At 42.4% G+C, this 25459-nt stretch carries 26 protein-coding genes and 1 riboswitch; of the genes, 24 read left to right on the top strand and 2 right to left on the bottom strand.

Translation table 11 applies throughout. The features are described 5' to 3' along the window. From FC62_RS07905 to FC62_RS01300, 3 genes are all read left to right on the top strand, one after another. Positions 1-396, top strand: a complete 396-nt coding sequence (locus FC62_RS07905; protein WP_075362825.1) for a lipopolysaccharide assembly protein LapA domain-containing protein — start codon at positions 1-3, stop codon at positions 394-396. 110 nt (positions 397-506) lie between these two features. Further along, complete coding sequence (gene rpmF, locus FC62_RS01305) at positions 507-692, top strand: 50S ribosomal protein L32 (protein WP_054745149.1); 186 nt, start codon at positions 507-509, stop codon at positions 690-692. A 59-nt stretch (positions 693-751) separates the two neighbouring features. Further along, the gene (locus tag FC62_RS01300; RefSeq protein WP_056946100.1) at positions 752-2320 is read left to right on the top strand and encodes a bifunctional metallophosphatase/5'-nucleotidase; all 1569 of its coding nucleotides are present in this window, start codon (positions 752-754) and stop codon (positions 2318-2320) included. Between the two features lie 58 nt (positions 2321-2378). Here FC62_RS01300 and FC62_RS01295 read toward each other — a convergent pair whose 3' ends face one another. Further along, a complete protein-coding gene (locus FC62_RS01295) occupies positions 2379-2558 on the bottom strand; it encodes a YjzD family protein (RefSeq protein WP_054745147.1) in 180 nt (59 codons plus the stop codon). Between the two features lie 101 nt (positions 2559-2659). Here FC62_RS01295 and FC62_RS01290 point away from each other — a divergent pair, with 101 nt between their 5' ends. From FC62_RS01290 to FC62_RS01210, 17 genes are all read left to right on the top strand, one after another. Next, a complete protein-coding gene (locus tag FC62_RS01290; protein WP_056946101.1) occupies positions 2660-5782 on the top strand; it encodes a DNA polymerase III subunit alpha in 3123 nt (1040 codons plus the stop codon). A gap of 163 nt (positions 5783-5945) precedes the next feature. After that, positions 5946-6905, top strand: coding sequence for a 6-phosphofructokinase (gene pfkA / locus FC62_RS01285; RefSeq protein WP_056946102.1), 960 nt, complete (start codon positions 5946-5948; stop codon positions 6903-6905). A gap of 30 nt (positions 6906-6935) precedes the next feature. Then, the gene (gene pyk / locus FC62_RS01280) at positions 6936-8705 is read left to right on the top strand and encodes a pyruvate kinase (RefSeq protein WP_054745136.1); all 1770 of its coding nucleotides are present in this window, start codon (positions 6936-6938) and stop codon (positions 8703-8705) included. A 118-nt stretch (positions 8706-8823) separates the two neighbouring features. Further along, positions 8824-9705 (top strand): S1-like domain-containing RNA-binding protein, encoded by an 882-nt coding sequence (locus FC62_RS01275; protein WP_054745135.1) that lies wholly within the window; start codon positions 8824-8826, stop codon positions 9703-9705. Next, positions 9689-10588: a site-specific tyrosine recombinase XerD gene (xerD, locus tag FC62_RS01270; protein WP_054745313.1), complete on the top strand. Its 900-nt coding sequence runs from the start codon at positions 9689-9691 to the stop codon at positions 10586-10588. The genes FC62_RS01275 and xerD overlap by 17 nt, the downstream gene beginning before the upstream one ends. Before the next feature lie 12 nt (positions 10589-10600). Next, positions 10601-10963, top strand: a complete 363-nt coding sequence (locus FC62_RS01265; protein WP_056946103.1) for a hypothetical protein — start codon at positions 10601-10603, stop codon at positions 10961-10963. After that, the gene (locus tag FC62_RS01260) at positions 10956-11687 is read left to right on the top strand and encodes a segregation and condensation protein A (protein WP_056946104.1); all 732 of its coding nucleotides are present in this window, start codon (positions 10956-10958) and stop codon (positions 11685-11687) included. The genes FC62_RS01265 and FC62_RS01260 overlap by 8 nt, the downstream gene beginning before the upstream one ends. Next, a complete protein-coding gene (gene scpB, locus FC62_RS01255) occupies positions 11687-12274 on the top strand; it encodes an SMC-Scp complex subunit ScpB (RefSeq protein ID WP_054745131.1) in 588 nt (195 codons plus the stop codon). The genes FC62_RS01260 and scpB overlap by 1 nt, the downstream gene beginning before the upstream one ends. Position 12275: 1 nt before the next feature. Next, on the top strand, positions 12276-13001 hold the full coding sequence (locus FC62_RS01250; RefSeq protein WP_054745129.1) for a pseudouridine synthase: 726 nt from the start codon (positions 12276-12278) through the stop codon (positions 12999-13001). A gap of 22 nt (positions 13002-13023) precedes the next feature. Further along, positions 13024-13144: riboswitch (FMN riboswitch) on the top strand. 60 nt (positions 13145-13204) lie between these two features. Then, on the top strand, positions 13205-13798 hold the full coding sequence (locus tag FC62_RS01245) for an ECF transporter S component (RefSeq protein ID WP_054745127.1): 594 nt from the start codon (positions 13205-13207) through the stop codon (positions 13796-13798). A gap of 62 nt (positions 13799-13860) precedes the next feature. Beyond that, positions 13861-14412 (top strand): LysM peptidoglycan-binding domain-containing protein, encoded by a 552-nt coding sequence (locus FC62_RS01240; RefSeq protein WP_056946105.1) that lies wholly within the window; start codon positions 13861-13863, stop codon positions 14410-14412. Between the two features lie 42 nt (positions 14413-14454). Continuing rightward, positions 14455-15126 (top strand): (d)CMP kinase, encoded by a 672-nt coding sequence (gene cmk, locus FC62_RS01235; protein ID WP_056946106.1) that lies wholly within the window; start codon positions 14455-14457, stop codon positions 15124-15126. 59 nt (positions 15127-15185) lie between these two features. Next, positions 15186-16373 (top strand): 30S ribosomal protein S1, encoded by a 1188-nt coding sequence (rpsA, locus tag FC62_RS01230; protein ID WP_054745121.1) that lies wholly within the window; start codon positions 15186-15188, stop codon positions 16371-16373. A 168-nt stretch (positions 16374-16541) separates the two neighbouring features. Beyond that, entirely contained in the window at positions 16542-17849 is a 1308-nt protein-coding gene (gene der / locus FC62_RS01225; RefSeq protein WP_056946107.1) for a ribosome biogenesis GTPase Der, read from the top strand. Positions 17850-18062: 213 nt separating this feature from the next. Then, complete coding sequence (locus FC62_RS01220) at positions 18063-18338, top strand: HU family DNA-binding protein (RefSeq protein ID WP_054745118.1); 276 nt, start codon at positions 18063-18065, stop codon at positions 18336-18338. 202 nt (positions 18339-18540) lie between these two features. After that, the gene (locus FC62_RS01215; protein WP_201779026.1) at positions 18541-19758 is read left to right on the top strand and encodes a carboxylate--amine ligase; all 1218 of its coding nucleotides are present in this window, start codon (positions 18541-18543) and stop codon (positions 19756-19758) included. Between the two features lie 101 nt (positions 19759-19859). Then, positions 19860-21116: a tetratricopeptide repeat protein gene (locus FC62_RS01210; RefSeq protein WP_056946108.1), complete on the top strand. Its 1257-nt coding sequence runs from the start codon at positions 19860-19862 to the stop codon at positions 21114-21116. Positions 21117-21158: 42 nt separating this feature from the next. On the opposite strand, the gene FC62_RS01205 is transcribed toward FC62_RS01210, so the two are convergent. Then, positions 21159-22049 carry a YitT family protein gene (locus FC62_RS01205; protein ID WP_056946109.1) on the bottom strand — a complete coding sequence of 297 codons (891 nt, stop codon included), beginning with the start codon at positions 22047-22049 and terminating at the stop codon, positions 21159-21161. 89 nt (positions 22050-22138) lie between these two features. On the opposite strand from FC62_RS01205, the gene FC62_RS01200 reads away from it, so the two are divergent. The 4 genes from FC62_RS01200 to FC62_RS01185 all read left to right on the top strand — a co-directional run bounded on the left by FC62_RS01200 (position 22139) and on the right by FC62_RS01185 (position 25455). Continuing rightward, positions 22139-23347, top strand: coding sequence for a CCA tRNA nucleotidyltransferase (locus FC62_RS01200; protein ID WP_056946110.1), 1209 nt, complete (start codon positions 22139-22141; stop codon positions 23345-23347). Between the two features lie 26 nt (positions 23348-23373). Then, the gene (locus tag FC62_RS01195) at positions 23374-23826 is read left to right on the top strand and encodes a hypothetical protein (protein ID WP_054745115.1); all 453 of its coding nucleotides are present in this window, start codon (positions 23374-23376) and stop codon (positions 23824-23826) included. Positions 23827-23953: 127 nt separating this feature from the next. Beyond that, positions 23954-24925 carry a thymidylate synthase gene (locus FC62_RS01190; protein ID WP_056946423.1) on the top strand — a complete coding sequence of 324 codons (972 nt, stop codon included), beginning with the start codon at positions 23954-23956 and terminating at the stop codon, positions 24923-24925. Beyond that, a complete protein-coding gene (locus FC62_RS01185; protein ID WP_056946111.1) occupies positions 24925-25455 on the top strand; it encodes a dihydrofolate reductase in 531 nt (176 codons plus the stop codon). The genes FC62_RS01190 and FC62_RS01185 overlap by 1 nt, the downstream gene beginning before the upstream one ends. Positions 25456-25459 lie beyond the last annotated feature (4 nt).

The raw sequence follows: 25459 nt of genomic DNA, 5'->3' as shown, positions 1-25459 counted from the left end.
ATGAAAAATCAAAAGAAACTGGTATTGGGTCTTGTTACCGTGCTACTTGTGGTGGTCTTTGCATTATTGAATACCAACCCAGCAAGCATCAACTTTGGTTTTACGCACCTAGATGTACCGCTGATTCTGTTAATAGTCCTCCTTTTACTAATCGGTGCCGGCGTAGCACTACTAATCGGTCGTGGTGAAGGTGAAGCCGCCAATAATAAAAAGCTGACACAGAAGCTGGCAGAACAACGAAAAAAACTGAGCGAGGAACTGGGACAAAAACGCGCTGAATCAGAGAAAGTCTTGAATGAGCAGATTGCTGAACAGGAAAAGACAATTAGTGAGTTAAAGGCTCAACTGGCTAAATTTGAACAGAACGAAACGGATTCTAATTCACGAAATCAATAAAAATCACTTGCTAATTAGCGGCAGTGATAGTATGATGTATTTCGTGAGTTGTTTATACACCGCTTAGTGATAAGTTTTCACGAAGATTATATAATAAAGGAGTTTTTGACATGGCAGTTCCAGCACGCAGAACATCAAAGCAAAAGAAGCGTCAACGTCGTGGACACATTAAATTGAGTGTTCCTTCAATGCATTATGATGCAACTATCGGCGAATACCGTTTGAGCCACAGAGTTTCACCAAGTGGTTACTACAAGGGTCGTCAAGTTGTTAACGCTGAACAAGAAAACAATTAATTTAGACACCGGTAGGTGTCTTTTTTTAGTTTAGAATAGTAATAATATGTGGTGAGTAAATGAAACTGGCTATTTTAGAAACAAGCGACACACATGGATATATCTTCCCCGGAAATTATTTGGTGCGCGGCGATTACAGCGATTCTTTCGGCTTGTTACGGGCCAAAACCGTCTTTGATCAGGTCTATCACAGTTATGGGCGTGGACAAGTAGTAAGTATCGAAAATGGGGACACCCTACAGGGATCTGCTCTAGCATCATATATGACGCACTTGAGAAGTAGCGCAGCAATTGCGGATTTTCAAAGTGCTTATAATGCACTGGATTATGACTTTGGGGTACTGGGTAATCACGACTTTAATTACGGAACTGAGTTGCTTACGGCAAATTTCGCGGTTGCCAACAGGAAACTGATTAATGCGAACATTATAGATAAATCAACACGCCAGCCATTTATGGGCGAAGAATTTGCGCTGATTGAGCGTGGCGGGCTGAAAATTGCCGTCATTGGTGTGACGACGAAATATATTCCTCATTGGGAGAGCCCAGCGCACATTCATAACTTAGAATTTCTGGATGTGGTTGACACCTTAAAGAGGATAGTTCCACAGGTACGAAAACATGCTGACTTGGTGATTGTCAGCTATCACGGTGGCTTTGAAAGTGATTTAGTAACGGGTGAGCCGACTGAGCGGATAACTGGTGAGAATCAGGGCTACGCGATTTTACAAGAAGTCGCCGGAATTGACGTCTTACTTACTGGCCACCAACACCGTGAGATCGCAACGGTTGTCAATGATGTTGTGGTGGTCCAGCCGGGTTATCAGGCTAAAGATGTCACCATGGTTGAGATAGAGTATGAGTTTGAGGACGGCCAGGCTGTAATCAAGAAAAAAACACCGCAGCTACTTAAAACTGCTAATTATGAGGTGGAGCATAAACTACGTGATCAGCTAACGATGTTTAATGATGCTGTAGAAGATTGGCTTGATAAACCAGTTGGGTCACTCACGGAGCCGCTCAAACTGGAATCTGGTGCTAAAGCGCGCATCAATGATGATCCATATCTTAATTTTATTCATCAGGTCCAGTTAAGTCTCACGGATGCAGACATCTCAGCTGCTTCCATTATCAAAGAAGATGCTCCGGGACTACCTCAGCAGGTTTCTAAGCGGTATCTCTTACTGAATTATCCATATTCAAATCAATTAGTTAAGTTAGAGCTTAGCGGCGCCCAGTTGCGCAGTATTCTAGAATATACCGCAACGTTCTTTGTTAAGAATCAGCGGACTGGCGAGATTTCATTTGCCAAGAAATTCCTAGAACCCAAGTACCAGCTATATCACTTTGATTCCTTCTATCCGATTAATTATCAGATTGAGGTTGATCGACCATTAGGCACGCGCGTCACGCGACTAGAATTTAATGGTCAGCCCATCACAGATCAACAAATATTCACACTCGTGGTCAGCAAGTACCGCGCCATGGGTGGTGGAACATATCCCGTTTATCCCGACTTGAAGATTGTGGCCGAGTACGAACCAGAGATCACCGAGATTATGGAAGATTATCTCAGACACAATTCTCCTGTTAAGGTTGAACGAGCCAAGAACTACAGAATTATATAGTCTGGCCTAACAAAATAAAAAAGTATACAAAAAATTCCTGAATAATTATTCAGGAATTTTATTTTGCCTTAACTGATTTATCCATGATATAAGGGATTACGTTAAAGAACAGGCCGAAGATGGCTCCAATAATAACTGATTGCATGGGGTTGAAATCCATGCTGGTCAATGCTGATGCAATGAAACCAATAATCATTGTAAACAGAATTGCCCAGACTGTTGTGACAATATAGCGCATAATTATATCCTTCTTTCGCTTAGCATCTTACCAAATTACACAGAGCTTTTCAATGTTTAGCATGATGTTGTTTGCTATAATTAAACCTAGAGGTGAATTAAATGGCATTTGTCAGTTTACAAAATATTAGCGCGTATAGCTTGTTGCAGGGTCCTACTACTGTGGCCGATTTGGTTCAGGATGCCGTAGAAAAGGGCTATGATTCAATTGCACTGACTGATTATAATTACACCTATGGTTTCCTGCAATTTAACGAACTGGCACAGGCAGCGGGTATTAAACCCATATTTGGGGTTCAGCTGAGCGTTAAAGGCGTGGTTGATCAATCGGCTAATTTTAACCTGATTTTTATTGCTAAGGACCAGATTGGGTACCAGAATTTACTTAAATTATCGTCATACTCTGCGTTACAAAAGGAACCACAGCCTCTAGACAAGGTGCATAAGTACTTATCCCACCTGTTTATCATTACCCCAGCAAATGCGACCAGCGAACTAGTGTATCTTGATCAGGCGAACCACCAGTTAATTGATACTTATATGCGAGATTTTTTGACGTTAATCCCTACATCTAGCAGTCTCTATTTGGGTGTTTATGCAGCCGATGAGACAAGAAATTATGTGGCTACATTACGCCAGTTAGAGAAGCAGTACGATGTACCACTGGTTGCGCTAGAAGATGTCTTATATCGTGACGACATCAATCAGTTTGAGCGAAAAGTATTGGTAGCAATTGGTGCGAATGACAAGATTGTGGATGCACCTGCATTAGCTAAGATGAAGGGTAGTCATGCGCTACTTACTCCACAGGATGTGGCACAGCGCTACCACAAATTTGAACTCGATGACGCGGTACGCAATACTGAGATGATCGCTGCTGCTTGTAACGTCCAACTTGAACCGGTTAAACGGCGTCTACCAGTTTTTAAACAAGATAAGTTTGCGACATCAAGCGAGTATCTGCTCGACCTAGTTGAACGGGGTCTCCGTTTCAGGTTTAAGAATCAACCCGTGCCAAAGGAATATCGCACGCGAATTCAGTCTGAGTTGGCTGTGATTAATTCAATGGGCTTTGCTGACTACTTCCTCATTGTTTGGGACGTGGTCAGATTCGCCCACCACGAGTACATCATGACTGGCCCCGGGCGAGGATCGGCAGCTGGTTCACTGGTGTCATATGCGTTACAGATTACTGGTGTTGACCCTATCAAGTACGGTCTCATCTTTGAGCGATTCTTGAATCCTGCTCGAGCACAGATGCCGGATATCGACCTTGATCTTCCAGATAAGGATCGTGAACGCGTTTTGGACTATATGTTTACTAAGTATGGCCTAGATCACGTAGCGCAAATTATTACTTTTGGTACATTCGGAATGAAACAAGCGGTACGCGATACGGGACGAGTTTTTGGTCAAAGTGAATTCGAGATGAAACGGTGGTCTGAGGCATTAGGCCAAACAGGTGAGCAGACTTTGAGTGCGGCGTTTGCCAAATCAAAAAAACTCCAAACGATCGTCAAGAGTTCACCGCAGAATCAGCTGATTTTTGATACGGCCCGCTTGATTGAAGGACTACCGCGGAACAGTTCTACGCATGCTGCCGGCATCGTGCTTACGGATGGGTCACTAGTAGAGACCGTTGGGCTACAGGCCGGTAGCACCAATTCAATCCCGCTTACTCAACAAACGATGACTTTTGTTGAAAAAATCGGGCTTTTGAAAATTGATTTCTTAGCATTAAGTAACCTAACACTATTAGATAGTATTGTGCAGTCAGTGAAGCAAAACGGTACTAATATTGTCTTAGAGAAGATTCCACTTGATGACAAGGAGACACTGGCACTCTTTGCGCGAGGCGACACCGAGGGAATATTCCAGTTTGATAATACCGAGGACGTTAAGCGGATGCTCCGCCAAATTAAGCCAGATAGTTTTCTCGATATTGTAGCAGCAAACGCGTTGAATCGTCCCGGTCCTTCGGTCAATATTCCGCATTTCGTCGCGCGTAAGCACGGGCAGGAGCAAATCAATTACCTCGATCCAACTTTAGAGCCTTTTCTTAAGGAAACATACGGCATCATGCTTTACCAAGAACAGGTAATGCAGGTGGCACGTGTATTTGCAGGTTTTTCACTGGCTGATGCGGATCTGTTGCGGCGTGCAATCTCGAAGAAAAAGGTCGCGTTATTAGAGGAGCAGAAACAGAAGTTCATTCGTGGTGCTGTTGAACGCGGACACGCTAAAAAGATTGCCGTCACCGTTTTTGAATATATCGAGCGATTTGGTGGCTACGGCTTCAACAAGTCTCACGCAGTGGCCTATAGCATGCTTGCCTTTTGGCTTGCTTATTTTAAGGTGCATTTTCCCGGTGATTTCTACGCCAGCCAGTTGAATTTGAATCAGAAGAACTTGGTAAAAAGTAACCTGTATATGAGCTCAGCCCAATATCAAGGAATTAAGTTGGCAGGGCCAAATATAAACACAAGTGGGATATCCTACATCTATAGTGCAGGTGTGATTTCAATGGGTCTGACGTCTATTAAAGGGGTAGCGCTAAATCTCGTAAAGGACATTATCGCTAAAAGACAGGGCACGGCGGGGCCGTTTCGTGATTTAACGGACTTTTTGCAAAGAATTGAACCGCAGTTTCTCCGAGTGGAGGTAATTGAGAATATTGTTAAGTCTGGTGCATTCGACGAGCTGGCTCCAAACAGGCATCAGCTATTGAACAGCGTCTCGGATGCGGTTCAAGCAATCAAGCTCTCGGGGAACAATACGTCCATCTTCGATATATTAGAGCCCAAACTAGAGGACTTACCAGATTTCGATCTGAATGAGAAGTCGGCAATGGAGGAAGAGGTCCTTGGTATCAGCTTTAGTCAGAACTTGTTAATTGATGCACAAAAGTATGCTCAAAAACTGAATGCTGTTACGTTTGACAAGTTGGAAATTAATCAGATGCAGCTGATAGTTGGGAAACTACTTAAATATCATCAAATCCTAACTAAGAAAAATGAGCAGATGGCGTTTCTAACGTTCACAGATGGGATTAATCAGCTAGAAGTGACCGCATTTCCACAGATTTATCGGGATATAAAAGCCGAGCTTTCTGAACAGCAAGTTTATCTATTACGGTTGAAAACCCAGGCCGATCGGTACGATATTCACGCGCAGCAACACATTTTGAACAACCTGAAAAAATTTAATTTTTCAAAGAAGGATTAACACTAATGATAGTTAAAATGTGATGAAATCATGAAAGCGAAATCATGAGAAAAAGTTTACAAACTCCGAAATATCACGGTTTTTTAAAGACTTTTCGGCAGATAAATGATATCATTAACACCGTTGTGAGTAATAAAAAAAGAATAATATTTGAGGTGAATTCATGAAACGGATAGGTATTTTAACTAGTGGTGGCGACGCTCCTGGTATGAATGCAGCCGTCCGCGCCGTAGCTCGTAAGGCGCTCGACTCAGGATTAGAGGTTTTCGGGATTAATTATGGTTATGCTGGACTAGTTGCTGGAGATATTTTCCAAATGACTTCGGCAACCGTAGCTGACAAAATTAATCGTGGTGGAACTTTCTTATACTCAGCCCGGTATCCAGAATTTGCTCAGGTTGAAGGTCAACTTAAGGGGATCGAACAGCTTGAAAAGTTCGGGATTGAAGCACTTGTAGTAATTGGCGGAGATGGTTCTTACCATGGAGCATTGCGTCTAACTGAACATGGTTATAACGCAATCGGCTTACCTGGTACCATCGATAATGACGTTCCTTACACAGACTTCACTATCGGTTTTGACTCTGCCTGTCGTACTGCGATTGACGCCATTGATAAGATTCGTGACACTGCTTCAAGTCATCAACGTGTATTTATCGTTAATGTCATGGGAAGAAATTGCGGTGATATTGCAATGTGGGCCGGTGTTGCAAGTGGTGCAGACGCAATAGTGATTCCAGAACGTGATTATGACATGCAGGAAATCGCTGATAACCTTAAGCAAGGCTTAGCAAACGGCAAAAGTCACGGAATCGTTGTATTGGCTGAAGGTGTAATGTCAGCAGAGAAATTCAAAGATGAATTGTTGAAGTACGGCGATTTCGATGCTCGTGCAAATACTTTGGGACACATGATGCGTGGCGGTTCACCTACCACACAAGACCGTGTGTTGGCTACCAAACTTGGCGTTCACGCTGTTGAGTTGTTGCTCGATGGTAAAGGCGGTCTTGCTGTTGGAATTGAGAACAACAAGATTACTAGTCACAGTATGCTTGAACTCTTTGAAGAGAAGCATCATGGTGATATGTCACTGTATGACATGAATAAGGTTTTGGCTAAATAATATCTGTAACTTAAAAGGAGATTTTCGAATATGAAAAGAACAAAAATTGTCAGCACATTAGGACCCGCAAGTAATGACCTTGCAACCATCAAGTCATTAATCGAAGCAGGTGCAAATGTTTTCCGTTTCAACTTCTCACATGGTGACCATGCTGAACAAGCTGAAAGAATGGAACTTGTAAGACAAGCCGAGAAGGAAACTGGCAAGCTTGTTGGTATACTACTTGATACTAAGGGTGCAGAAATCAGAACTACACCTCAAAAAGATGGCAAGTTCGAGGTTGAAACTGGCCACGTACTCCGGATTTCAATGGATGACACTCTTGAAGGTACTCCAGAGAAGATTGCAGTTACTTATCCTGGACTATACGCTGATACTCATGTTGGTGGACATGTGCTCATCGATGATGGTTTGGTTGATCTTTTGATTACTGAAAAAGACGAAGCTAACCGCGAATTAGTTACTAAAGCACAAAACCCTGGCTTAATCGGTTCACGGAAGGGTGTTAACGCACCTGGTGTTGAGATTCGCCTCCCAGGAATCACCGAAAAAGATGCCGATGACATTCGTTTTGGTATTGAGCAAGGTATTAACTTTATCGCGGCTTCATTCGTAAGAAAAGCACAAGATGTCTTAGATATCCGTGAAATTCTTGAAGAAAAGCACGCTGAGCACATTAAGATTTTCCCTAAGATTGAATCACAAGAAGGTATCGACAACATTGACTCAATCTTGAAAGTATCTGACGGTTTAATGGTTGCTCGTGGTGACATGGGTGTGGAAATTCCTTTCGTGAACGTGCCATTTGTTCAAAAGGACTTAATCAGAAAGTGCAACGCACTTGGTAAGCCAGTTATTACTGCTACCCAAATGTTGGATTCAATGCAAGAAAACCCACGTCCTACACGTGCTGAAGTAACTGACGTTGCTAACGCTGTGATGGATGGTACTGATGCAACTATGCTTTCTGGTGAATCAGCAAACGGTGACTACCCATATGAAGCCGTTAAGGCAATGAACGACATCAACTTGCGGACTGAGGAACAGATGGACCAAAGAAATACTTTAGCTCTGCAACGATTTGAAGACTACTCAGGTTCAAATGTGACCGAAGCCGTTGGTGAGTCAGTTGTCCGGGCTGCAGAAGAACTTGGTGTGAAGACAATTATTACAGCTACTAACTCTGGTTACACAGCAAGAATGATTTCTAAGTACCGTCCCAGTGCTGATATCGTTGCCCTTACTTTTGATGAAAAAGTTCAACGTTCATTAACTGTTCAATGGGGTGTTTACCCAGTCTTGACTAACCGTCCTTCATCAACTGATGACATGTTCGACAAAGCAACGGAAGTTGCTAAAGAAACTGGTTTAGTTGAAGATGGCGATCTAGTAATCATCGTTGCCGGCGTTCCTGTTGGTGAATCTGGTACAACTAACGTGATGAAGCTTCAATTGATTGGTTCTAAGTTGGCGCAAGGTATCGGTGTTGGCGAACAATCAGTAATTGGTACTGCTTTAGTTGCAGATAACGCTGATGATGCTAATAACAACATCAAAGATGGTGACATCCTCGTAACAAAGACAACTGATAAGGACTACCTGCCTGCAATTAAGAAGGCAAGTGCTTTAATAGTTGAAAATGGTGGTTTAACATCACATGCTTCAATCGTTGGTATCTCACTTGGCATTCCAGTCGTAGTTGGTGCTTCAGAAGCAACTACTAAGATTAAGAATGGTGAGAAGATTACCGTTGATTCACGTCGTGGAGCAATCTACCGTGGTGAAGCTGTTAACATGTAATTCACGCATTCGCTAAATAGTCAGCTCGATTGAGCTGGCTATTTTATTTTGTCCTCGAATACTCTATAATTAAGGGTTATAAGGTCAAATCAAACTTAAACGAAATTAAGGTGGAAACTTGTTAGGACAAATTGTTAATGGAAAAGTTATAGATCTAAATCAAGAGGCGTTTTTCGTCCAGACTGCTGGCATTACTTTTTGCCTTGCTAAAAACGCGGTTGCGACCGACGAACGAATCCTTGAGCTCGGAGATACGGTACAGGGATTTGTCTATGAGAATCGTGAACGTGAGATGGTCATGACCCAATATTATCCACGGGCACAAGTTGACCAATATGGCTGGGGAACGGTGACTGACGTCCGCAAAGATCTCGGCGTATTTGTTGATATCGGCTTACCTGATAAGGACGTTGTGGTTTCACTCGATGACTTGCCGCTAGATCACCCGAAATGGCCTAAAGCAGGTGACCAGCTCCTGGTTGCCTTAGAGGAGGACCATAAGAATCGGCTCTGGGCCAAACTAGCTGACGATGCAATTTTTCAACAACTTGCCGTGAAATTTCCGAAGGGAATGGAGCACAAAAATCTCAAAGTTACCGTTTATGCAAGTAGATTTGTTGGCGCTTTTGCCTTATCAAGTGACTACTATCTGACTTTTATTCATGAATCTCAATTACTCCAAGTTCCACGCTTGGGTGAAGTTTTAGAGGCGCGGGTAATTGGCGAAGGCAGTCATGGTCGACTCAATCTGAGTACTTTACCGCAAAGCTTTGAGGTGATTGATGACGATGCGCAGATGATCTTGATGATGATCAAGCGCACAGCAGATAAAACACTACCATTTGCGGATTCTAGTGCGGCGGAAGATATTAAACAGCATTTTGGAATTAGCAAGTCTAGCTTCAAACGGGCCATCGGGCACCTATTGAAGAATAGATTGATCACGCAAGATAAAGAGAAGCATGAGATTAAGTTAGTTGACCATGACGAAGCTGAATGAAATTATCGCTGATTACCTACGATTTGCCCGCTTAGAACGCGGATTATCCCATAATTCAATCGTCGCGTACCGCCAGGATTTGACAGAGTATACCAATTTCTTGGCTGGTCAAGGGCTTACCACCTTTCAGGTACCGGCAGTCACCATTGACTACTTCTTAGCGACGCAACGTGACCAGCAGAAGAAAACAAGTTCCGTAAGCCGCATGATTTCGGCTCTTAGAAAGTTTTACCAGTGGTTAATCAAAGAGGAAATCGTGGAGATTGATCCCATGCAAGAGATCGATTCACCGAAACACGAACGACATTTACCGGTTGTGCTCAGTGTTTCCGAGGTTGAACGACTGATAGAACAGCCCAATACTACAACCTCTCTTGGTTTGCGTGATCGTGCACTCCTCGAGCTTCTATACGCTACAGGTATGCGGGTCTCCGAGATTATCAGTTTAAGTATGAGTAACCTACATCTGGATCTTAAATTAATTAAGGTTCTGGGTAAGGGAAACAAAGAACGGCTGATTCCCGTTGGTAACGTCGCCTTGTTCTGGCTACAGAAGTATCTCAGTGAGGTCCGTGAACGCCAACTATTAGACGCTGGGATTGCCACCGATATTGTTTTCTTGAACGCCCGGGGTCGAAAGCTTACCCGTCAGGGAGTCTGGAAGAAACTGAAGACCTATGTAACTAGTGCCGGGATTACGAAAGATGTGACGCCACATACAATGCGGCACACTTTTGCAACTCATTTATTGGAAAATGGCGCTGATTTGCGTGTGGTGCAAGAATTACTGGGGCATAGTGATATCTCGACTACCCAAATCTACACGCACGTCTCGCAAAAACGCCTGCTGGAAGTTTATCAAGAAGCTCATCCTAGAGCATAGACAGGGATCAATATGCTTTATAAGTACAAGAAAGATTATGAAAAAATAGTAATGGGCTTTCTATCTTACCTGACTGATTTCAAAAATATTCGAAATTTAAAGGATGAGATGAAGCTCTATAATCAAACTGATGAATACCAAATATTTCTCTACCGACCAGAGCCCGATCAAGATTTTGTTGGTATTGTAGGTATTCAAATGACGGAGCAATTTGTCATGCTGCGGTATATTTCGCTTGCACCTAATTATCGTGATCAACAAAATGAGTTTAATTTGTTAGCAGATTTGGCACATGCCTTTCCAAACGACGAGGTACTGGCAACGCCTGAGTACGCTCGATTATTAAGTGACTTCACGAGGCAGAACCATGGATAACCTGGAACTTAACTTACCCAACTTTGAGGGGCCACTAGATTTGCTCCTCCACCTGATTAAGTCACAGAAAATCGATATCTACGATATTCCAATTGCACAAATTACACAGCAGTATCTAAGCTATCTTAATCAGATGAAACGAATGAATTTAAACCTGGCGGGGGAATATTTTGTTTTGGCATCGACACTGCTACGCATTAAATCATCCGTCCTTTTACCCAAAAACGACTTTGTTGAGGGTGAATATGATGAGGATGTGGACCCTAGACAGGAACTGGTCGACCAGCTGCTACAGTACGAGTTATTTCAGAAGGTGGCGGTATTTCTCAAAGAGCGAGATTTAGAGACACCAAAGGTGCAGTCCAAAGAGCCCACCAATCCACCAGATAAACTATTGAAGCCACTGCCAGTCGGGGTGGTGACGTCGACGGATCTGAGTAATACTTTTGCACAAATTATGCAACGCTATCAGTTACGGCGTCCGCAAATTGGGACGCTAACGATTAGTGAGGCCTCGGTCGAGTTTCAGGTGGACTACCTCAAGCAGATGTTTGAGCAGAAAAGCAGTTTAAGCTTCTTTAACTTGATTGAGAATCAGTTAGACATCAACTATGTGGTAGGATTATTTCTGGCAGTACTCGAGTTGGTCAGCAAGAAGTTTTTGATTGTTATCCAACACAATCAATTTGCTGATTTGATTTTACAAAAAAATGAGGATGCTTAATGTCAAAGGAAACTGAATTAGAAGCTTTATTGTTTGTTAGCGGTGATGAGGGACTCACACAGGCGGTCATCAGTGAGGTCCTGGGTATTGCACAGCCAGCGGTGCGTCAATTAATTGAGCATCTAGAGAATCGCCTGGATAACGATGATAATAGCGCATTACAGATTATTAAAATCAATAATACTTATAAAATGACGACTAAAAGCAGTGTCAGCGAAGTTGTTGAGAACTATTTCCAAAAGGATCAGTCTAACTCACTTAGTCAAGCGGCACTTGAAATATTAGCGATTGTCGCTTACCGACAGCCAATTACGAGAGTAGAGATTGATGATGTAAGAGGTGTAAGTAGCAGCGGAGCATTGCAGACGCTGATTGGTCGTGGTCTAGTTACTGTGGATGGTAAGAAGGATGTAGTTGGTCACCCAAATTTGTATGTGACCACGAGCTATTTTCTACAGTATTTTGGCTACGAATCGTTGCAGGAACTACCTATTTTAGAAAATTTTGATGATGATTTCGATGAGAAGGGTCAAGTTGATCTTTTTCAAAGAAATGAAGTAGAATCCCCCATAGAAGACGAGGAATGAGATGGAAGAAAGACTACAAAAGGTGATTGCGGCTGCGGGCGTTACATCTAGACGAAAGGCCGAGAATTTGATTCTTCAAGGACAGGTCACGGTTAACGGAGAAGTAATCAAGACCCTGGGTGTAAAAGTGAGTGCAGATGACAATATTGAGGTAATGGGTGTACCAATCAAGAAGGAGCGACACCATACCTTTCTGCTCTACAAACCAAGGGGTGTTGTCTCAACGGTGCGAGATGACAAGGAACGAAAAACCGTGATTGATTTAGTGCCCGAGCCATACCGTCTGTATCCAGTTGGCCGACTAGACTATGATACCTCCGGTGCATTATTGTTGACTAATGACGGTGAATTAGCTAATCTCTTAATGCACCCAAAAGGTGAGGTAGAGAAGCAGTATACGGCCAAGGTGCAAGGAATTATCCTAGACAATTCCGCTGAGGTGAAACAGCTGCGCCGTGGTGTGCTGGTTGACGGTAAGAAGACGGCACCAGCAAAGGTCCGCGTCGTTTCCAATAATCATGACCACAACACCAGTGTTGTCTCATTGATTATTCACGAGGGACGGTATCACCAGGTCAAGAAAATGTTTCAAAAGATTGGTCATCCGGTACTGAAGCTAAGTCGTGAACGCTATGCATTTCTCGACTTACAATCTTTGATGGCTGGTCAATACCGTGAACTTTCTAAAACAGAGGTTGCTAAATTACGCGAACTTGTTGTAGAATGAAAGCGTAATCAAATATCATAAATGTTGTCTTCAGGGCAGGGTGCAATTCCCGACCGGCGGTAAAGTCCGCGACCCAGGTAAAACTGGCTGAGTTGGTTAATTTCCAACACCGATAGTTAAAGTCTAGATAAAAGAAGACAGGCTTATTCACTTTGGAGAAGTCTGTTGCTGAAGCAACAGACTATTTTTGTTGAGGTGGAAAAATGTTGAAGAATGTAAATATCAAAAAGAACAGTCGGTTGAGTGTCCAGATTAGTTGGGCAATGCTTGGTGCGATGGCCTTTATCCTAATGCAGTTCTCTTTTCCGATCATCCCGGCCTTTCCGTATCTGAAGATGGACCTAAGTGACGTGATAGTTGCTGTTTCGGCCATGATTTATGGTCCGCTCGGCGCAACACTAATCGCGCTAATCAAAGCCACGTTGGATTTTCTAATTAAGGGTGCTAACTTGATGTCACTAGTTGGTGATGTGGCCGCATTTGCGGCATCAGTTTCCTTTGCTCTGCCACTTTATTACCTAACCAAGAAGAATAAGACGTTCTTTACCAAAATTGCGGGACTTGTCGCAGGCACATTAATGTTAACCTTTGTTCTTTCAGTTCTTAACTATGTAATTGTGACACCACTGTATATTTCTCTGGCTGGGTTTAAGCTGACCACATCATTGTTGAATTATATTTTATTCACTATCATCCCATTTAATCTGGTTAAAGGATTGGTGCTTTCAATTGCCACCTTTATCTTAATGAGTTCGTTGGTTCCGATCCTGCAAAGATATCTTAACCGCCAGAAATGAATTTAGATGGAAACTTAATTCCTCGTGTGTTAGAATTTAAACAGTAATTTTAGGAGTCCAACATGAGTGAATTAAAAAGGAATCAATCCGGAAAACATCGCAGTAAGCATGAACAACTGTCGCGGGTTCAGGGTAATAAAAGAAAGAAGAAAAATCGGCTAGCTGCGGTAGTTTTAATTATCGCAATCGCTTTTGTCGCCTTATTTCCGACTTTTCACTATTTCTTGAGCAATAACCCCACTGCGAAGGATGTGACTGTTCAATCTAGTCAGAGCAGTAAAGAGAGCTCGACAAAGTCACAAAAATCGAGCTCGACAAAGTCACAAAAATCGAGCTCGAAAAAATCACAATCATCTAGCGAGGTTGTGAAGAGTAGTTCGAGTTCTAGTGTCACAACAACATCAGCTAGTCATGCAGAGTCGAGCCAGAGTTCAACTACAAGTTCAACCACTGAGGAAACTGATACAAATGCGAATAGTTATACAGCTGTTCAGGGTGATTCATTGTATGCAATTGCCCAAGCTAATGGGGTGAGTATTGATGACTTATTGAGGTTAAATAATTTGACACTAGAATCACCGATTTACCCTGGTACGACCCTAAAACTCAAATAAACTTAGGAAGACGATAAGTCTTCCTTTTTTAAGGAGAAAAAAATGCAAGTTGCAATAGACGGTCCCGCTTCGGCCGGTAAGAGTACTGTTTCAAAGATTGTCGCCGAAAGGCTCTCATTCATCTATATTGATACAGGAGCAATGTACCGTGCTGTTACCTTATTGGCGATAGAGCGGGGAGTTGCTTTAAGCGATGAAGAAAGCATCACAACGTTGGCCAAAGCTATAATAATCGATTTCCGCTTGATTGATGGTGTTCAGCATATTTATATCAATCAGATTGATCGGACAGACGACATTCGCACACCTGAGGTGGCGGCTAATGTGTCCGCCGTATCCGCTATTGCCGGCGTTCGGGAGCAGATGGTGGCTCTACAGCGGAATTTAGCTGGTGAGCATGACGTCGTGATGGATGGCCGTGACATCGGGACAACAGTATTGCCGAATGCCAAAGTTAAAATATTTTTAACAGCTAGCGTTGAGTCACGCGCTAAAAGACGCCAAGAAGATTTTCAATCAAAAGGAATTAACCTTGCGCTTGCACAACTTGAGCAGGATATTTCCGCGAGGGACTACAAAGACTCTCACAGGGCCATTTCACCGCTAAAAAAAGCGCATGATGCTGTGGAAATCGACACCACGAACATGACAATTTCGGACGTGGTTGAGGCAATAATCGCAGTGGTGAAAAAAAATCAAGAGAAAAATAGCTAAAAAGCTAGTAAAATTCTTAGTTTTACTCTAAAATATAAAAGAGACATTGGGAGGTACTTATGGTAGACAATAATAATTTTATGATGGATGCTCTACAAGAAATGAATGGGGTTGAAGTCGGCAAGATTGTTAACGTTGAAGTGTTAACAGTTGAAGATAGCCAAATCGTCGTTGGTGTGGTCGGTGCCGGCGTCGAAGGAACAATTCAAAAGAAAGAATATACACACGATTATAATGCAAAATTGCAAGATCTCGTTAAAGTTGGCGATCAGTTTGAGGCATTAGTTCTGAGAAAAGCAAGTGGTGATAAGGAAAATGGTGAATTCCTCTTTAGCACAACTCGCTTGAAAGAGAGAGAGGCCTTTAAGGCACTCGAAGCTGATTTCGAAGCTGGCAAAGTTATTGAGGGTAAAGTTACAGGCTCAGTTCGTGGTGGCCTATTGGTGGATGTTGGTACAAGAGGATTCTTACCGGCATCACTGATCAGCGATCACTACGTGTCAGACCTCAAGCCGTACATTGGTCAAACTTTGCAACTAAAAATTTCAGAAATCGATGCAACAAAGAACAGACTTGTGTTGAGCAGAAAAGACCTACTTGCACAAGAGCACGAAGAAGCTTTCGAACGTGTTGCATCTAAGTTGATGGTTGGCGATGTGGTTACAGGCAAAGTTTCTCGTCTAACCAGCTTTGGCGCATTTGTCGATCTTGGTGGTGTGGATGGACTTGTTCATATTTCCGAGATTTCATACAAGCGTGTTGAAAAGACTAGTGATGTGTTGAAACCTGATCAAGAAATACAGGTTAAGGTAATCGGTATTGATACTGACAAGCAACGTATTTCGCTTTCAATCAAGCAAACTGAAGTCTCACCTTTTGAAAAGGCGACTAACGAAATCAAGCCTGGCGATATCGTCGATGGTGAAGTTAAATCATTAACTGATTTCGGGGCTTTTGTTGAGATTGCAAATGGTATCCAAGGTTTGGTACACGTTTCTGAAATTGCTAACGAGCATGTCAAGGTTCCCTCAGACAAGCTGGCAGTTGGTGATAAGGTTCAAGTTAAGGTACTAAGCATCGACACCAATGAAAGACGAATTTCATTGTCAATCAAGCAAGTCAACGAACCTGCCGACGACAATGATAGTAAAGCAGATTCTGATGAAGATGTGACTAAGAAGTATTTAGCTGATCAAGATAATGGGTTTGCGGTTGGCGACCTCATTGGTGATCAATTAAAAGACTAAATGAAATAGAAACAATTAGTGAGCCAGTACGGTCAGCTTCTGAGCACTAGTGAATTCATTCAAGATTTACTAAGTAAGTCAAAGAATGTAGAACTAGGCGGAAGAGGTTGTACAGGCGAACACAATTAAGCTGACCTCAAGTCAGCTTTTTTTAGAGGAGTTCAAGATATGAAAACGCCAGTAGTTGCGATAGTGGGTAGGCCCAATGTTGGTAAGTCCACGATTTTTAATAGAATAATCAATGAACGTGTTTCGATTGTCGAAGACACCCCTGGTGTAACGCGTGACCGAATTTATGCGCATGCAAATTGGCTCGGACGTAACTTTAGTCTCATCGATACCGGTGGTATCCAATTAGGTAATGATGAGTTTAACGAGGAGATTAAGGCACAGGCGGAAGTTGCAATTGATGAAGCAGACGTCATTGTCTTTCTAACGGATGTAACGGCTCATTTGACGCTGATGGATGAGACTATCGCTAAGATGCTGTTCAAAACCAACAAACCGGTTATTCTCGCGGTTAATAAAGCAGATAATCCAGAACAAAGAAATGATATTTTTGACTTCTACAGCCTGGGCTTAGGTGACCCAATTCCAATTTCCGGTGCTCATGGTACAGGAATTGGTGATTTACTTGACGAGATCATCAAGAACTTCCCTGAGGAGAACGAGTTAGAGGAAGATGATACGGTCAAATTTAGTTTTATCGGCCGTCCGAACGTCGGGAAGTCGTCACTTGTTAATGCCCTGCTTGGCGAGGAGCGCGTAATTGTGTCGGACATCGAGGGTACGACTCGTGATGCAATTGACACCAAATTTACTGCAGATGGAACCGAATTTACGATGGTCGATACTGCCGGAATACGCAAGCGCGGCAAAGTGTATGAGAAGACGGAGAAGTACGCCGTCATGCGTGCTTTGAGTGCGATTGACCGTTCCGATGTTGTTTTAGTAGTGATCGATGCCGAAACCGGAATTATCGAGCAGGACAAGCATGTCGCTGGTTACGCGCATGAAGCTGGTCGGGGAATTGTGATTGTGGTCAATAAGTGGGATCTCATCGAGAAGGACAATCATTCGATGAAGGAGTTTGAGACTAAAGTCCGTCAAGAATTTTCTTACCTAGAGTACGCACCAATAGTTTTCGTGTCAGCTAGGACTAAACAAAGGATAGCCAAATTACCAGAATTGGTCAAAAAAGTTCATGCAAATCAGAATCAACGGATTCAATCTGCTGTATTAAACGATCTCCTACTTGAGGCCACAAGAATAACACCAACGCCTTTGGTCAATGGGAAAAGGCTGCGAGTTTATTATATGACTCAAGTTGCAACAAATCCGCCAACTTTTGTGGTATTTGTCAACGATCCGGACCTACTTCATTTCTCATACCAGAGATTTTTGATTAATCAGTTACGCCAGAATTTTGACTTTACCGGAACGCCAATTAAGCTTATTCCACGGGAAAGAAAGTAGTTAAAGACGGGCTTTTCCATGTTTTGAGTCCTTTTATTGCCAAAAAACTCTAAAATAACGTTTTTTTCCAACTTTTTTGCAAAAAAAGCTTGTTGTTAAGCGGTTTCTGTGATAATTTTAAGACAAGAAAAGTGATGGCAACAACATTTTTCTCGTTTCTAGTAATAGGAATAAACTCTGAACAATGTGTTCAAACTTCGGGAGGTGAATTGAATGGCAAACAAAGCAGAATTAGTTGCAGAAGTAGCTAAGAAAGCTAAGTTGACTAAGAAAGATGCTGCAACAGCAGTAGACGCTGTTTTCAGTTCAATTGAAAAGGATCTTTCAAAAGGCAACAAAGTACAACTCATCGGTTTCGGTACTTTTGAAGTACGTAGCCGTGCAGCACGTAAGGGTCGTAACCCACAAACTGGCGCAGAGATTGAAATCCCTGCAAGCAAGGTACCTGCATTCAAACCAGGTAAGGCGCTTAAGGACGCAGTTAAATAATTACGGAAGCAAAACCGTTGGGGCTCTGAGCCTCAGCGGTTTGTTTTTTGTCCTGGTACCCAAAAGAGGCAAAAAAGGGGAAAAACCTTTTATTATGCTGATTTTCTGTAAATTAATTTGTTGCTGTTATTATTGAAAAAGGCTAGAATTCCTTTGTATACTCACATTAATAGTTTGAGCAAGAGAAGAGAGAGTTAATTTTTTGAAATCAAATTTTATTCCTGTAATTGTTGGGACAGATATTAATACGTACAACATGGCTATTTCGTTTCACCAAGAGTATGGCATTAAACCAATCCTGGTGGGTTCTGCGCCGCTACCGTTTACTAGACTTAGTAGTATCCCGGAGGCAATTGAGTACTTTCCAAAGCTTCATGATGAAACGGAGTTTGCTCACATTCTTTTACGAGTAGCGCAAAAATACCAGCGCACCGGTAAAAAGCTTCTGTTGGTGGGTACAAGTGATATTTACGTTCGCAATATCATCCTGAATGCAGAATTTCTCAAAAAGTATTATGTCTTTAACTATCCAAGTGCTGCAATCATGGATCAACTTCAGAATAAGAAAAGTTTCTATGAATTGTGTGATACGTTACAAATAGAGCACCCCAATACAATTTTTGTGGGGCGCAATGAAACACCGGAGCAGTTTGATGATAGCAAATTACAATATCCGCTAATTATTAAGCCTAGCAACGTCGTAGCTTATTTCGATATGCACTTTGCAGGTAAAGAGAAGGTTTATCGGGTGAAGACGAGAGATCAGGTACTTGGCGTTATCAAGTTACTGCGAAATGCTGGGTATGACGATGAACTGATAATCCAAGAGTTTATTCCCGGTGATGATACGAATATGTGGGATGGTGTGCTTTATGTTAACTCAAATCACAAAACCGAGTTGGTGGCATTGGGGCAAGTTGTCTTACAGGAACATACACCAACTGCGATTGGTAATCTGGTAGCAATTATTACCCGTAACAATCTACCCTTGATGAAGCAGATGCAGGAAATTTTGGAGAAGATTGGCTATACGGGATTTGCAAACTTTGATATTAAGTATGACAAACGTGATCAGAAGTTTAAGATATTCGAAATAAATATTCGCCAGGGCCGCTCTAGCTATTACGTAACTCAGACAGGACATAACATGGCTAAGTATTTGGTTGAAGATTGTGTCGCACAAAGAGAACTGCCGATTGAGTATAACCAATCTGAGTACCTGTTCTCGATTGTGCCAAAGATGGTGTTACGGCACTTTGTATTTAATCCCACAGTTAAGAAAGATATTCGTAGACTGATTCGACAAAAGAAGTGGGGTAATCCATTATTCTATTCGGCTGATCGTAGTTTGAAGCGAAGCAGTTACCTATTTGCTCGACAAGTGAACTACGTTAAGAAATATAGCCAAAATAAATGGTAGAAAATAAGCCGCGAAAATTTTCCCGGCTTATTTTTGATAGCGGCTCAAATAATTGGCGCTAAGAGAGAGTTAATAGTAGAATCTTCAAAGGAGATGATTAAATGAGTTATGCAGAGGATGCGTTACAACAAATTGAGCAAAATAAATTTACTGATTTAAAGAAAACCATTGATTTATCACTAAAGAATGACGAACCAGAGGTTATTGCTAGCCTCGCTGAGGAGCTTACCGCCTATGGCTTCAGTGATTATGCAAAAGACATATACCGCCAGCTCATTGCCGATTTTCCACAGGAAGATATTTTCAAAGTATATCTTGCCGAGATTCTAGTGAACGAGGACCAGATTTATGCTGGCTTGCAGCTTTTGTACGAAATCAATCCTGCTTCCACAGCGTATGTGCAATCCCTGCTTGTTCAGGCGGATTACTACCAGAGCGAGGGACTGGTTGAGGCAGCAGAACAAAAGCTGCTAGAGGCCACTAGATTAGCTCCTGACGAGGAAGTGGTCTGGTTTGCCTTGGCCGAGCTATTTTACGCAATTGGTAACTATAATAATGCGCTTGAATATTATCAGAAACTGATTCGGGAGAACATCCGCGAACTGAGCGGAGTTGATATCAATCGGCGCTTGGCAAATACTTGGGCACACATCGGTGAATTTGAACGAGCTTCAGACCTAATTGCCCAGTCCAACACCGATGAATTAGATATCAACGCGCAGTATGAGGGCGGCCTAATTTTCCTCCAAGCAGATAGAATCAAGGAGGCAATCGAGGCGTTTAATAGCGTGATTGAAGTACAACCAGACTACGTTAATGTCTATCCCAACTTGGCCCTGGCGTATCAGCAGGAACACGATAATGACAACGTCCTTGCAACTGCTCAAATCGGTCTGAGCTACAATAAATTTGATGAGGTTTTGTACGATCTTGGCTCTAAGGCAGCTGCTAATCTACAGGATTATCAAACTGCAATTAAGCTGCTCGAAGATGGACTAGCCGTTAATCCGGATAACTCTAGCTTAAGATTATCACTCAGCAATCTCTATTTGCAGCAAGGTGAGCATGAGAAGAATATTGGGTTGTTTGAGGAGATTGCAGATGAAGAGATTGAAGATCAGGCCCACTGGAATCTGGCGGTATCCTATGATTCGTTGGATGAATTAGAAAAGGCACGCCCACAATATTTATTGGCGTACCGTAGTTTCAATGATAATACCGATTTCTTACTTCAGGTTATCCACCTCTTCCAAGAACTTGGTGATACAACTAGTTTGAAACTAGCACTCAACTCTTATCTGAAACTCCAGCCTGAGGATTTCGAAATGCAAGAACTGCTCCAGAGTCTTGACGAGTAAGTCATAGGTATTCATACGAAAATTATTTGATTAACTAGGTAGTTACCGACGGGTAAACAGCCTAGTTTTTTTCTTGTTGTGGGAAAAACCTTCACCAAAAGCCTCATGCACATCTATAATGGAAATGAATGCATTGGAATCTTCTTGCATGATGAGTTCCTTCAATGCAGGTATCTCGGCGCGACTGACCACTGAATAGATGACTTTCTTCTGATCTTGCTCAAATCCGCCTTCGGCCATCAAGTATGTATAGCCTCGCTCCAATTTCAAATCGATCATCTGACCAATTTCCGCGTACTTTTGGCTGATAATGAGCACACCTTTAGCACTGTATGAGCCTTCCTGGGTGAAGTTCACGACGTTTGAAAAGACAAATGAAGCAAAGAGGGTGTACATCATCTGCTTAACGTTCAGGTAGGAAAGAGACGCTGTCAAGACAAGAAAGTCGACTGTCAGAAGAGTTCGACCAATCGGGAGGTTGAAACGTATTTCTAGTATTCTGGCGATGATATCCGTCCCACCCGTTGTACCACCAAACTTGAATACAATTCCAGCACCAAATCCGCCTATCAATCCAGCAAGAATTGCGGCAATAAATAAATCATGTTCAATATTTAATTGCGATATAATAGGGATACGTTGCCAGATAAAAAGGGCGAGGGCGAGGGAGCCTGTGCCCCAAATCGTGTAGAAAAGTGCTTTTTTGCCCATCGAACGATATCCTAATAGAATCAATGGTATATTTAAGATAATCGTCGAGATAGCGGGATCAATGTGGAACCAGAAGCGCAGAATCAATGTGATACCGGTTAAGCCGCCCTCTGCCAAATTATTTTGAATATTAATGGCAACAACACCTAGTGCGTAGATGGCGGTGCCTAGCATGATCATGAGCAGTGTGCCACTCTCGTGTAGTAATGTTTTTTTAGTCATTCCACAATTCCTCCCTAGATACTAATGTAGCACCATTCGACGCTAGACACTATGATAATACATAAAAATTAAAAAGGACGGCAAGCTTGATGATTGTTGAAGACTTACCACAAATTTTCAAAGAAGCACGACCCATAATTAAAAATCTTGAACAGGCTGGTTTTAAGGCGTATTTCGTTGGCGGATCAGTCCGCGATCTCTTACTGAAACGACCAATTCATGACGTTGATATTGCAACTAATGCTTATCCAGCCGAGGTGAAGCGGATCTTTCCCGTGACGATTGACACAGGTATTCAACACGGTACGGTCACCGTGAAATATGGCGAAGAGTTCTACGAGGTAACGACTTTCAGAACAGAATCGACCTACCAGGACTTCAGACGTCCGGATCATGTAGAATTTGTCCAGAATCTCAGCGAAGATTTAAAGCGCCGTGATTTCACAATAAATGCTTTAGCAATGGCTGGTAGCGGTGAGATTATCGACCATTTTGGTGGCATTACCGACCTGAATAATAAAGTTGTTCGAGCTGTCGGTGAGGCACGTGAGAGGTTTCATGAAGATGCGCTAAGAATGATGCGTGCGGTCCGATTTGTAAGCCAATTAGGGTTTACTTTAGAGCGGGATACGAAGAAGGCCATTACAGAGAACCGTGAGCTGCTTCACCATATTGCAGTGGAGCGAATTAGAGAGGAGTTCTTGAAGCTTGGCTTGGGGCCGGACAGTAAGGATGGCTTTAGTGTGCTTATCGATTCCGAATTAATAGAAGATTTACCACTCCTAGCTGGTAAAAGCAGCTTGTTAAAAAATTATCTAACATTAAATTTTTTTCCAACAACGGAACCGATTTTTTGGGCGTTAATTATTGTTTTAATTAAACTGACCAATGATGAGGTTCGTGCATTTATGCGAACTTGGAAAAACTCGAATGAAGTTGCACATCAGGTTCAACAAATCGTTGAGTGTTTCGACATAGTGAGTGAGCGTGAATTGACAAACCGTGAGTTATTCGATTTCGGTGTGACTACATTAGCTTCGACGATTGACTTAGCTGATATTCTGGGAGAACCAGTCAATGGGGTGGTCCTGATTGACAGGTATAACCACCTACCGCTAAAGGATGCCCACGAGCTTGCCGTTGATGGACGTTTCCTGATGGCAAACCTGGGAATTCCCGCAGGACCACGGATTGGGCGATTGCTCCAACTAACGCTCGATGCCATCCTCGCTGGTCAAATAAAAAATAATCAAAAAAGTATCGCAAAGTATGTTAAAAAAATCACAAGTGTGGTATGATATTTTCAGAAAGCGAGGGAAAGCATATGAAACATGTATTACAATCAGTAAAATTCTACTTTAGAAATGGCGATGTTTGGATTGTTGATCACAAGGATTTCAGTGATATTTGGATTTCACGTGTGACTACTAGTTATGGCAGAATCGATGGCGGGAAGATTGAAGAGATTCATCCTTGCAAATCTTTCCAAGCTGATATCATGCCAGATGCTGATCATGGTGGTGAAAACGATATTGCTGCCGTTCAGGCAGGAATGTTCGCCAGAGTTGTGAAATACCAAGACATTGAGAAGTGTGAAGTCCAATTTGGTGAAGAGGCAGCACTTGAAGAGCCCATCATGATTTACTTCCCATTCAAGCAAAAAGACGTAAACGGGTTGGATAATCAGTATCAAACAACTGAAATTTCAGAGAAAGACGGCCACCTGCACATCATGATTGACCGTGAGAAAACCGTCTTTGACGTTTATAATGACTAGTCAATTATTCGGCTAACCGACAAAGTTAATTAAATGAGTTAAGAGAGGTTGTTTTCTTAGCTTATTTTTTTTGTTCTTTGGTAAACTAGAATTAGTTAAAATCTTTTGGAAAGCTTTTGGGATTGCCATGAACAATAATGAACTGCAGTATCTCACACTTTTGAATAAGTTGGTAACAGAGGGAAATTTCAAAGAAGACAGGACAAAAACGGGCACTTATAGCCTATTTGGTTATCAAATGCGCTTTGACCTTCAAGAAAATTTTCCTTTGTTAACGACCAAGAAAGTACCGTTCCGCCTGATTGCAAGTGAGCTACTTTGGTTCTTGCATGGCGATACGAACATCAAATATTTGTTGGAAAATAATAATCATATTTGGGATGAGTGGGCTTTTTTGAACTATGTCAGAAGTACAGAGTATACAGGACCTGACATGACTGATTTCGGTCATCGTGTGCTCACCAATCTGGACTTCAAGCATCAGTATGAATTAGAGCATGCCAAGTTCGTCCAAAAAATTCTGACTGATGAACAATTTAGCCAGCGTTTTGGTAACCTTGGTCCGGTTTATGGTAAGCAATGGCGTGAGTGGCAGAGCAGAAACGGTGAGACAATCGACCAACTGCTCAATGTTGTCATGACAATCAAGAGTAATCCGGATTCGCGCAGGTTAATTGTCAGTGCTTGGAATCCTGAGGATGTACCGAGTATGGCGCTTCCCCCATGTCACTCGTTGTTTCAGTTCTATGTGCTCGATGGTAAACTCTCTTGTCAGCTGTACCAACGCTCTGGTGACGTCTTTTTAGGAGTACCATTTAATATCGCGAGTTATGCGCTACTCACGCATATCGTTGCTGATATCTGCGACCTAGAGGTGGGCGAGTTAGTCCACACATTTGGCGATGTGCACCTTTATGCAAACCACGTCGACCAGGCGAAGATGCAGTTAGCACGTACACCGAATGCGGGCCCGCAATTGCGTATCAATCACTTTAGTACACAAGTGAACGAACCAAATTTGTTTGACTATCAATTGACTGATTTCAACATCGTTAACTATCATCCACAAAATACAATAAAGGCACCGGTGGCAATCTAATGAAAAAAATCGCGTTTATTTGGGCTGAAAATAGCCTTGGTTATATTGGTAAAGATGGGGTCATACCTTGGAACTTGCCAGACGACATGCAGTTCTTCAAGGAACAGACGAAAGGGCATCCCGTTGTGATGGGACGTAGAACCTTTGACTCTTTGCACGTCAAACCTCTACCAGAGAGGGAGAATATTGTTCTGACGAGAAACCCGGATTGGAGTTATGCGGGTGTCACTGTTGTTCACTCTGTTGCTCAATTGCTGCATCACCTTGAGCAGATACCTTATGCAGAGGATGAAACAATTTTCGTAATAGGTGGAGCACAAATTTATGAAGCATTGGTCGGTGAGGTCGATCTTTTGTATATCACAAAAGTCCAGAATACCATTGCTGGTGACACCAAAATGCCCCAGATTGATTTAACTAAATTTGAACTCATAAAAGAGTTAGCGGGTCGTGTTGATGAACGAAATATTTATCCCCACCATTTCTATATCTATCAGCGTAATGATTTAGCAAGGCCAGGATTCAAATAAAAAA

The sequence above is a fragment of the Amylolactobacillus amylotrophicus DSM 20534 genome (genome assembly GCF_001434555.1).
GTDB lineage: Bacteria > Bacillota > Bacilli > Lactobacillales > Lactobacillaceae > Amylolactobacillus > Amylolactobacillus amylophilus.
Note: the sequence above shows the minus strand (reverse complement) of the source record. Positions and strands in the feature narration are given on the sequence as shown.

What these genes read in the sequence shown, in the direction of transcription:
- rpsA (WP_054745121.1), top strand. Translation starts at nt 15,186, where the DNA reads ATGGTAGACAATAATAATTTTATGATGGATGCTCTACAAGAAATGAAT.
- rpmF (WP_054745149.1), top strand. Translation starts at nt 507, where the DNA reads ATGGCAGTTCCAGCACGCAGAACATCAAAGCAAAAGAAGCGTCAACGT.
- cmk (WP_056946106.1), top strand. Translation starts at nt 14,455, where the DNA reads ATGCAAGTTGCAATAGACGGTCCCGCTTCGGCCGGTAAGAGTACTGTT.
- FC62_RS01245 (WP_054745127.1), top strand. Translation starts at nt 13,205, where the DNA reads ATGTTGAAGAATGTAAATATCAAAAAGAACAGTCGGTTGAGTGTCCAG.
- scpB (WP_054745131.1), top strand. Translation starts at nt 11,687, where the DNA reads ATGTCAAAGGAAACTGAATTAGAAGCTTTATTGTTTGTTAGCGGTGAT.
- FC62_RS01200 (WP_056946110.1), top strand. Translation starts at nt 22,139, where the DNA reads ATGATTGTTGAAGACTTACCACAAATTTTCAAAGAAGCACGACCCATA.
- FC62_RS01210 (WP_056946108.1), top strand. Translation starts at nt 19,860, where the DNA reads ATGAGTTATGCAGAGGATGCGTTACAACAAATTGAGCAAAATAAATTT.
- FC62_RS01240 (WP_056946105.1), top strand. Translation starts at nt 13,861, where the DNA reads ATGAGTGAATTAAAAAGGAATCAATCCGGAAAACATCGCAGTAAGCAT.
- FC62_RS01205 (WP_056946109.1), bottom strand. Translation starts at nt 22,049, where the DNA reads ATGACTAAAAAAACATTACTACACGAGAGTGGCACACTGCTCATGATC.
- FC62_RS01295 (WP_054745147.1), bottom strand. Translation starts at nt 2,558, where the DNA reads ATGCGCTATATTGTCACAACAGTCTGGGCAATTCTGTTTACAATGATT.
- pyk (WP_054745136.1), top strand. Translation starts at nt 6,936, where the DNA reads ATGAAAAGAACAAAAATTGTCAGCACATTAGGACCCGCAAGTAATGAC.
- FC62_RS01185 (WP_056946111.1), top strand. Translation starts at nt 24,925, where the DNA reads ATGAAAAAAATCGCGTTTATTTGGGCTGAAAATAGCCTTGGTTATATT.
- FC62_RS01300 (WP_056946100.1), top strand. Translation starts at nt 752, where the DNA reads ATGAAACTGGCTATTTTAGAAACAAGCGACACACATGGATATATCTTC.
- FC62_RS01250 (WP_054745129.1), top strand. Translation starts at nt 12,276, where the DNA reads ATGGAAGAAAGACTACAAAAGGTGATTGCGGCTGCGGGCGTTACATCT.
- FC62_RS01265 (WP_056946103.1), top strand. Translation starts at nt 10,601, where the DNA reads ATGCTTTATAAGTACAAGAAAGATTATGAAAAAATAGTAATGGGCTTT.
- FC62_RS01290 (WP_056946101.1), top strand. Translation starts at nt 2,660, where the DNA reads ATGGCATTTGTCAGTTTACAAAATATTAGCGCGTATAGCTTGTTGCAG.
- xerD (WP_054745313.1), top strand. Translation starts at nt 9,689, where the DNA reads ATGACGAAGCTGAATGAAATTATCGCTGATTACCTACGATTTGCCCGC.
- FC62_RS01220 (WP_054745118.1), top strand. Translation starts at nt 18,063, where the DNA reads ATGGCAAACAAAGCAGAATTAGTTGCAGAAGTAGCTAAGAAAGCTAAG.
- FC62_RS01195 (WP_054745115.1), top strand. Translation starts at nt 23,374, where the DNA reads ATGAAACATGTATTACAATCAGTAAAATTCTACTTTAGAAATGGCGAT.
- FC62_RS01190 (WP_056946423.1), top strand. Translation starts at nt 23,954, where the DNA reads ATGAACAATAATGAACTGCAGTATCTCACACTTTTGAATAAGTTGGTA.
- FC62_RS07905 (WP_075362825.1), top strand. Translation starts at nt 1, where the DNA reads ATGAAAAATCAAAAGAAACTGGTATTGGGTCTTGTTACCGTGCTACTT.
- der (WP_056946107.1), top strand. Translation starts at nt 16,542, where the DNA reads ATGAAAACGCCAGTAGTTGCGATAGTGGGTAGGCCCAATGTTGGTAAG.
- pfkA (WP_056946102.1), top strand. Translation starts at nt 5,946, where the DNA reads ATGAAACGGATAGGTATTTTAACTAGTGGTGGCGACGCTCCTGGTATG.
- FC62_RS01260 (WP_056946104.1), top strand. Translation starts at nt 10,956, where the DNA reads ATGGATAACCTGGAACTTAACTTACCCAACTTTGAGGGGCCACTAGAT.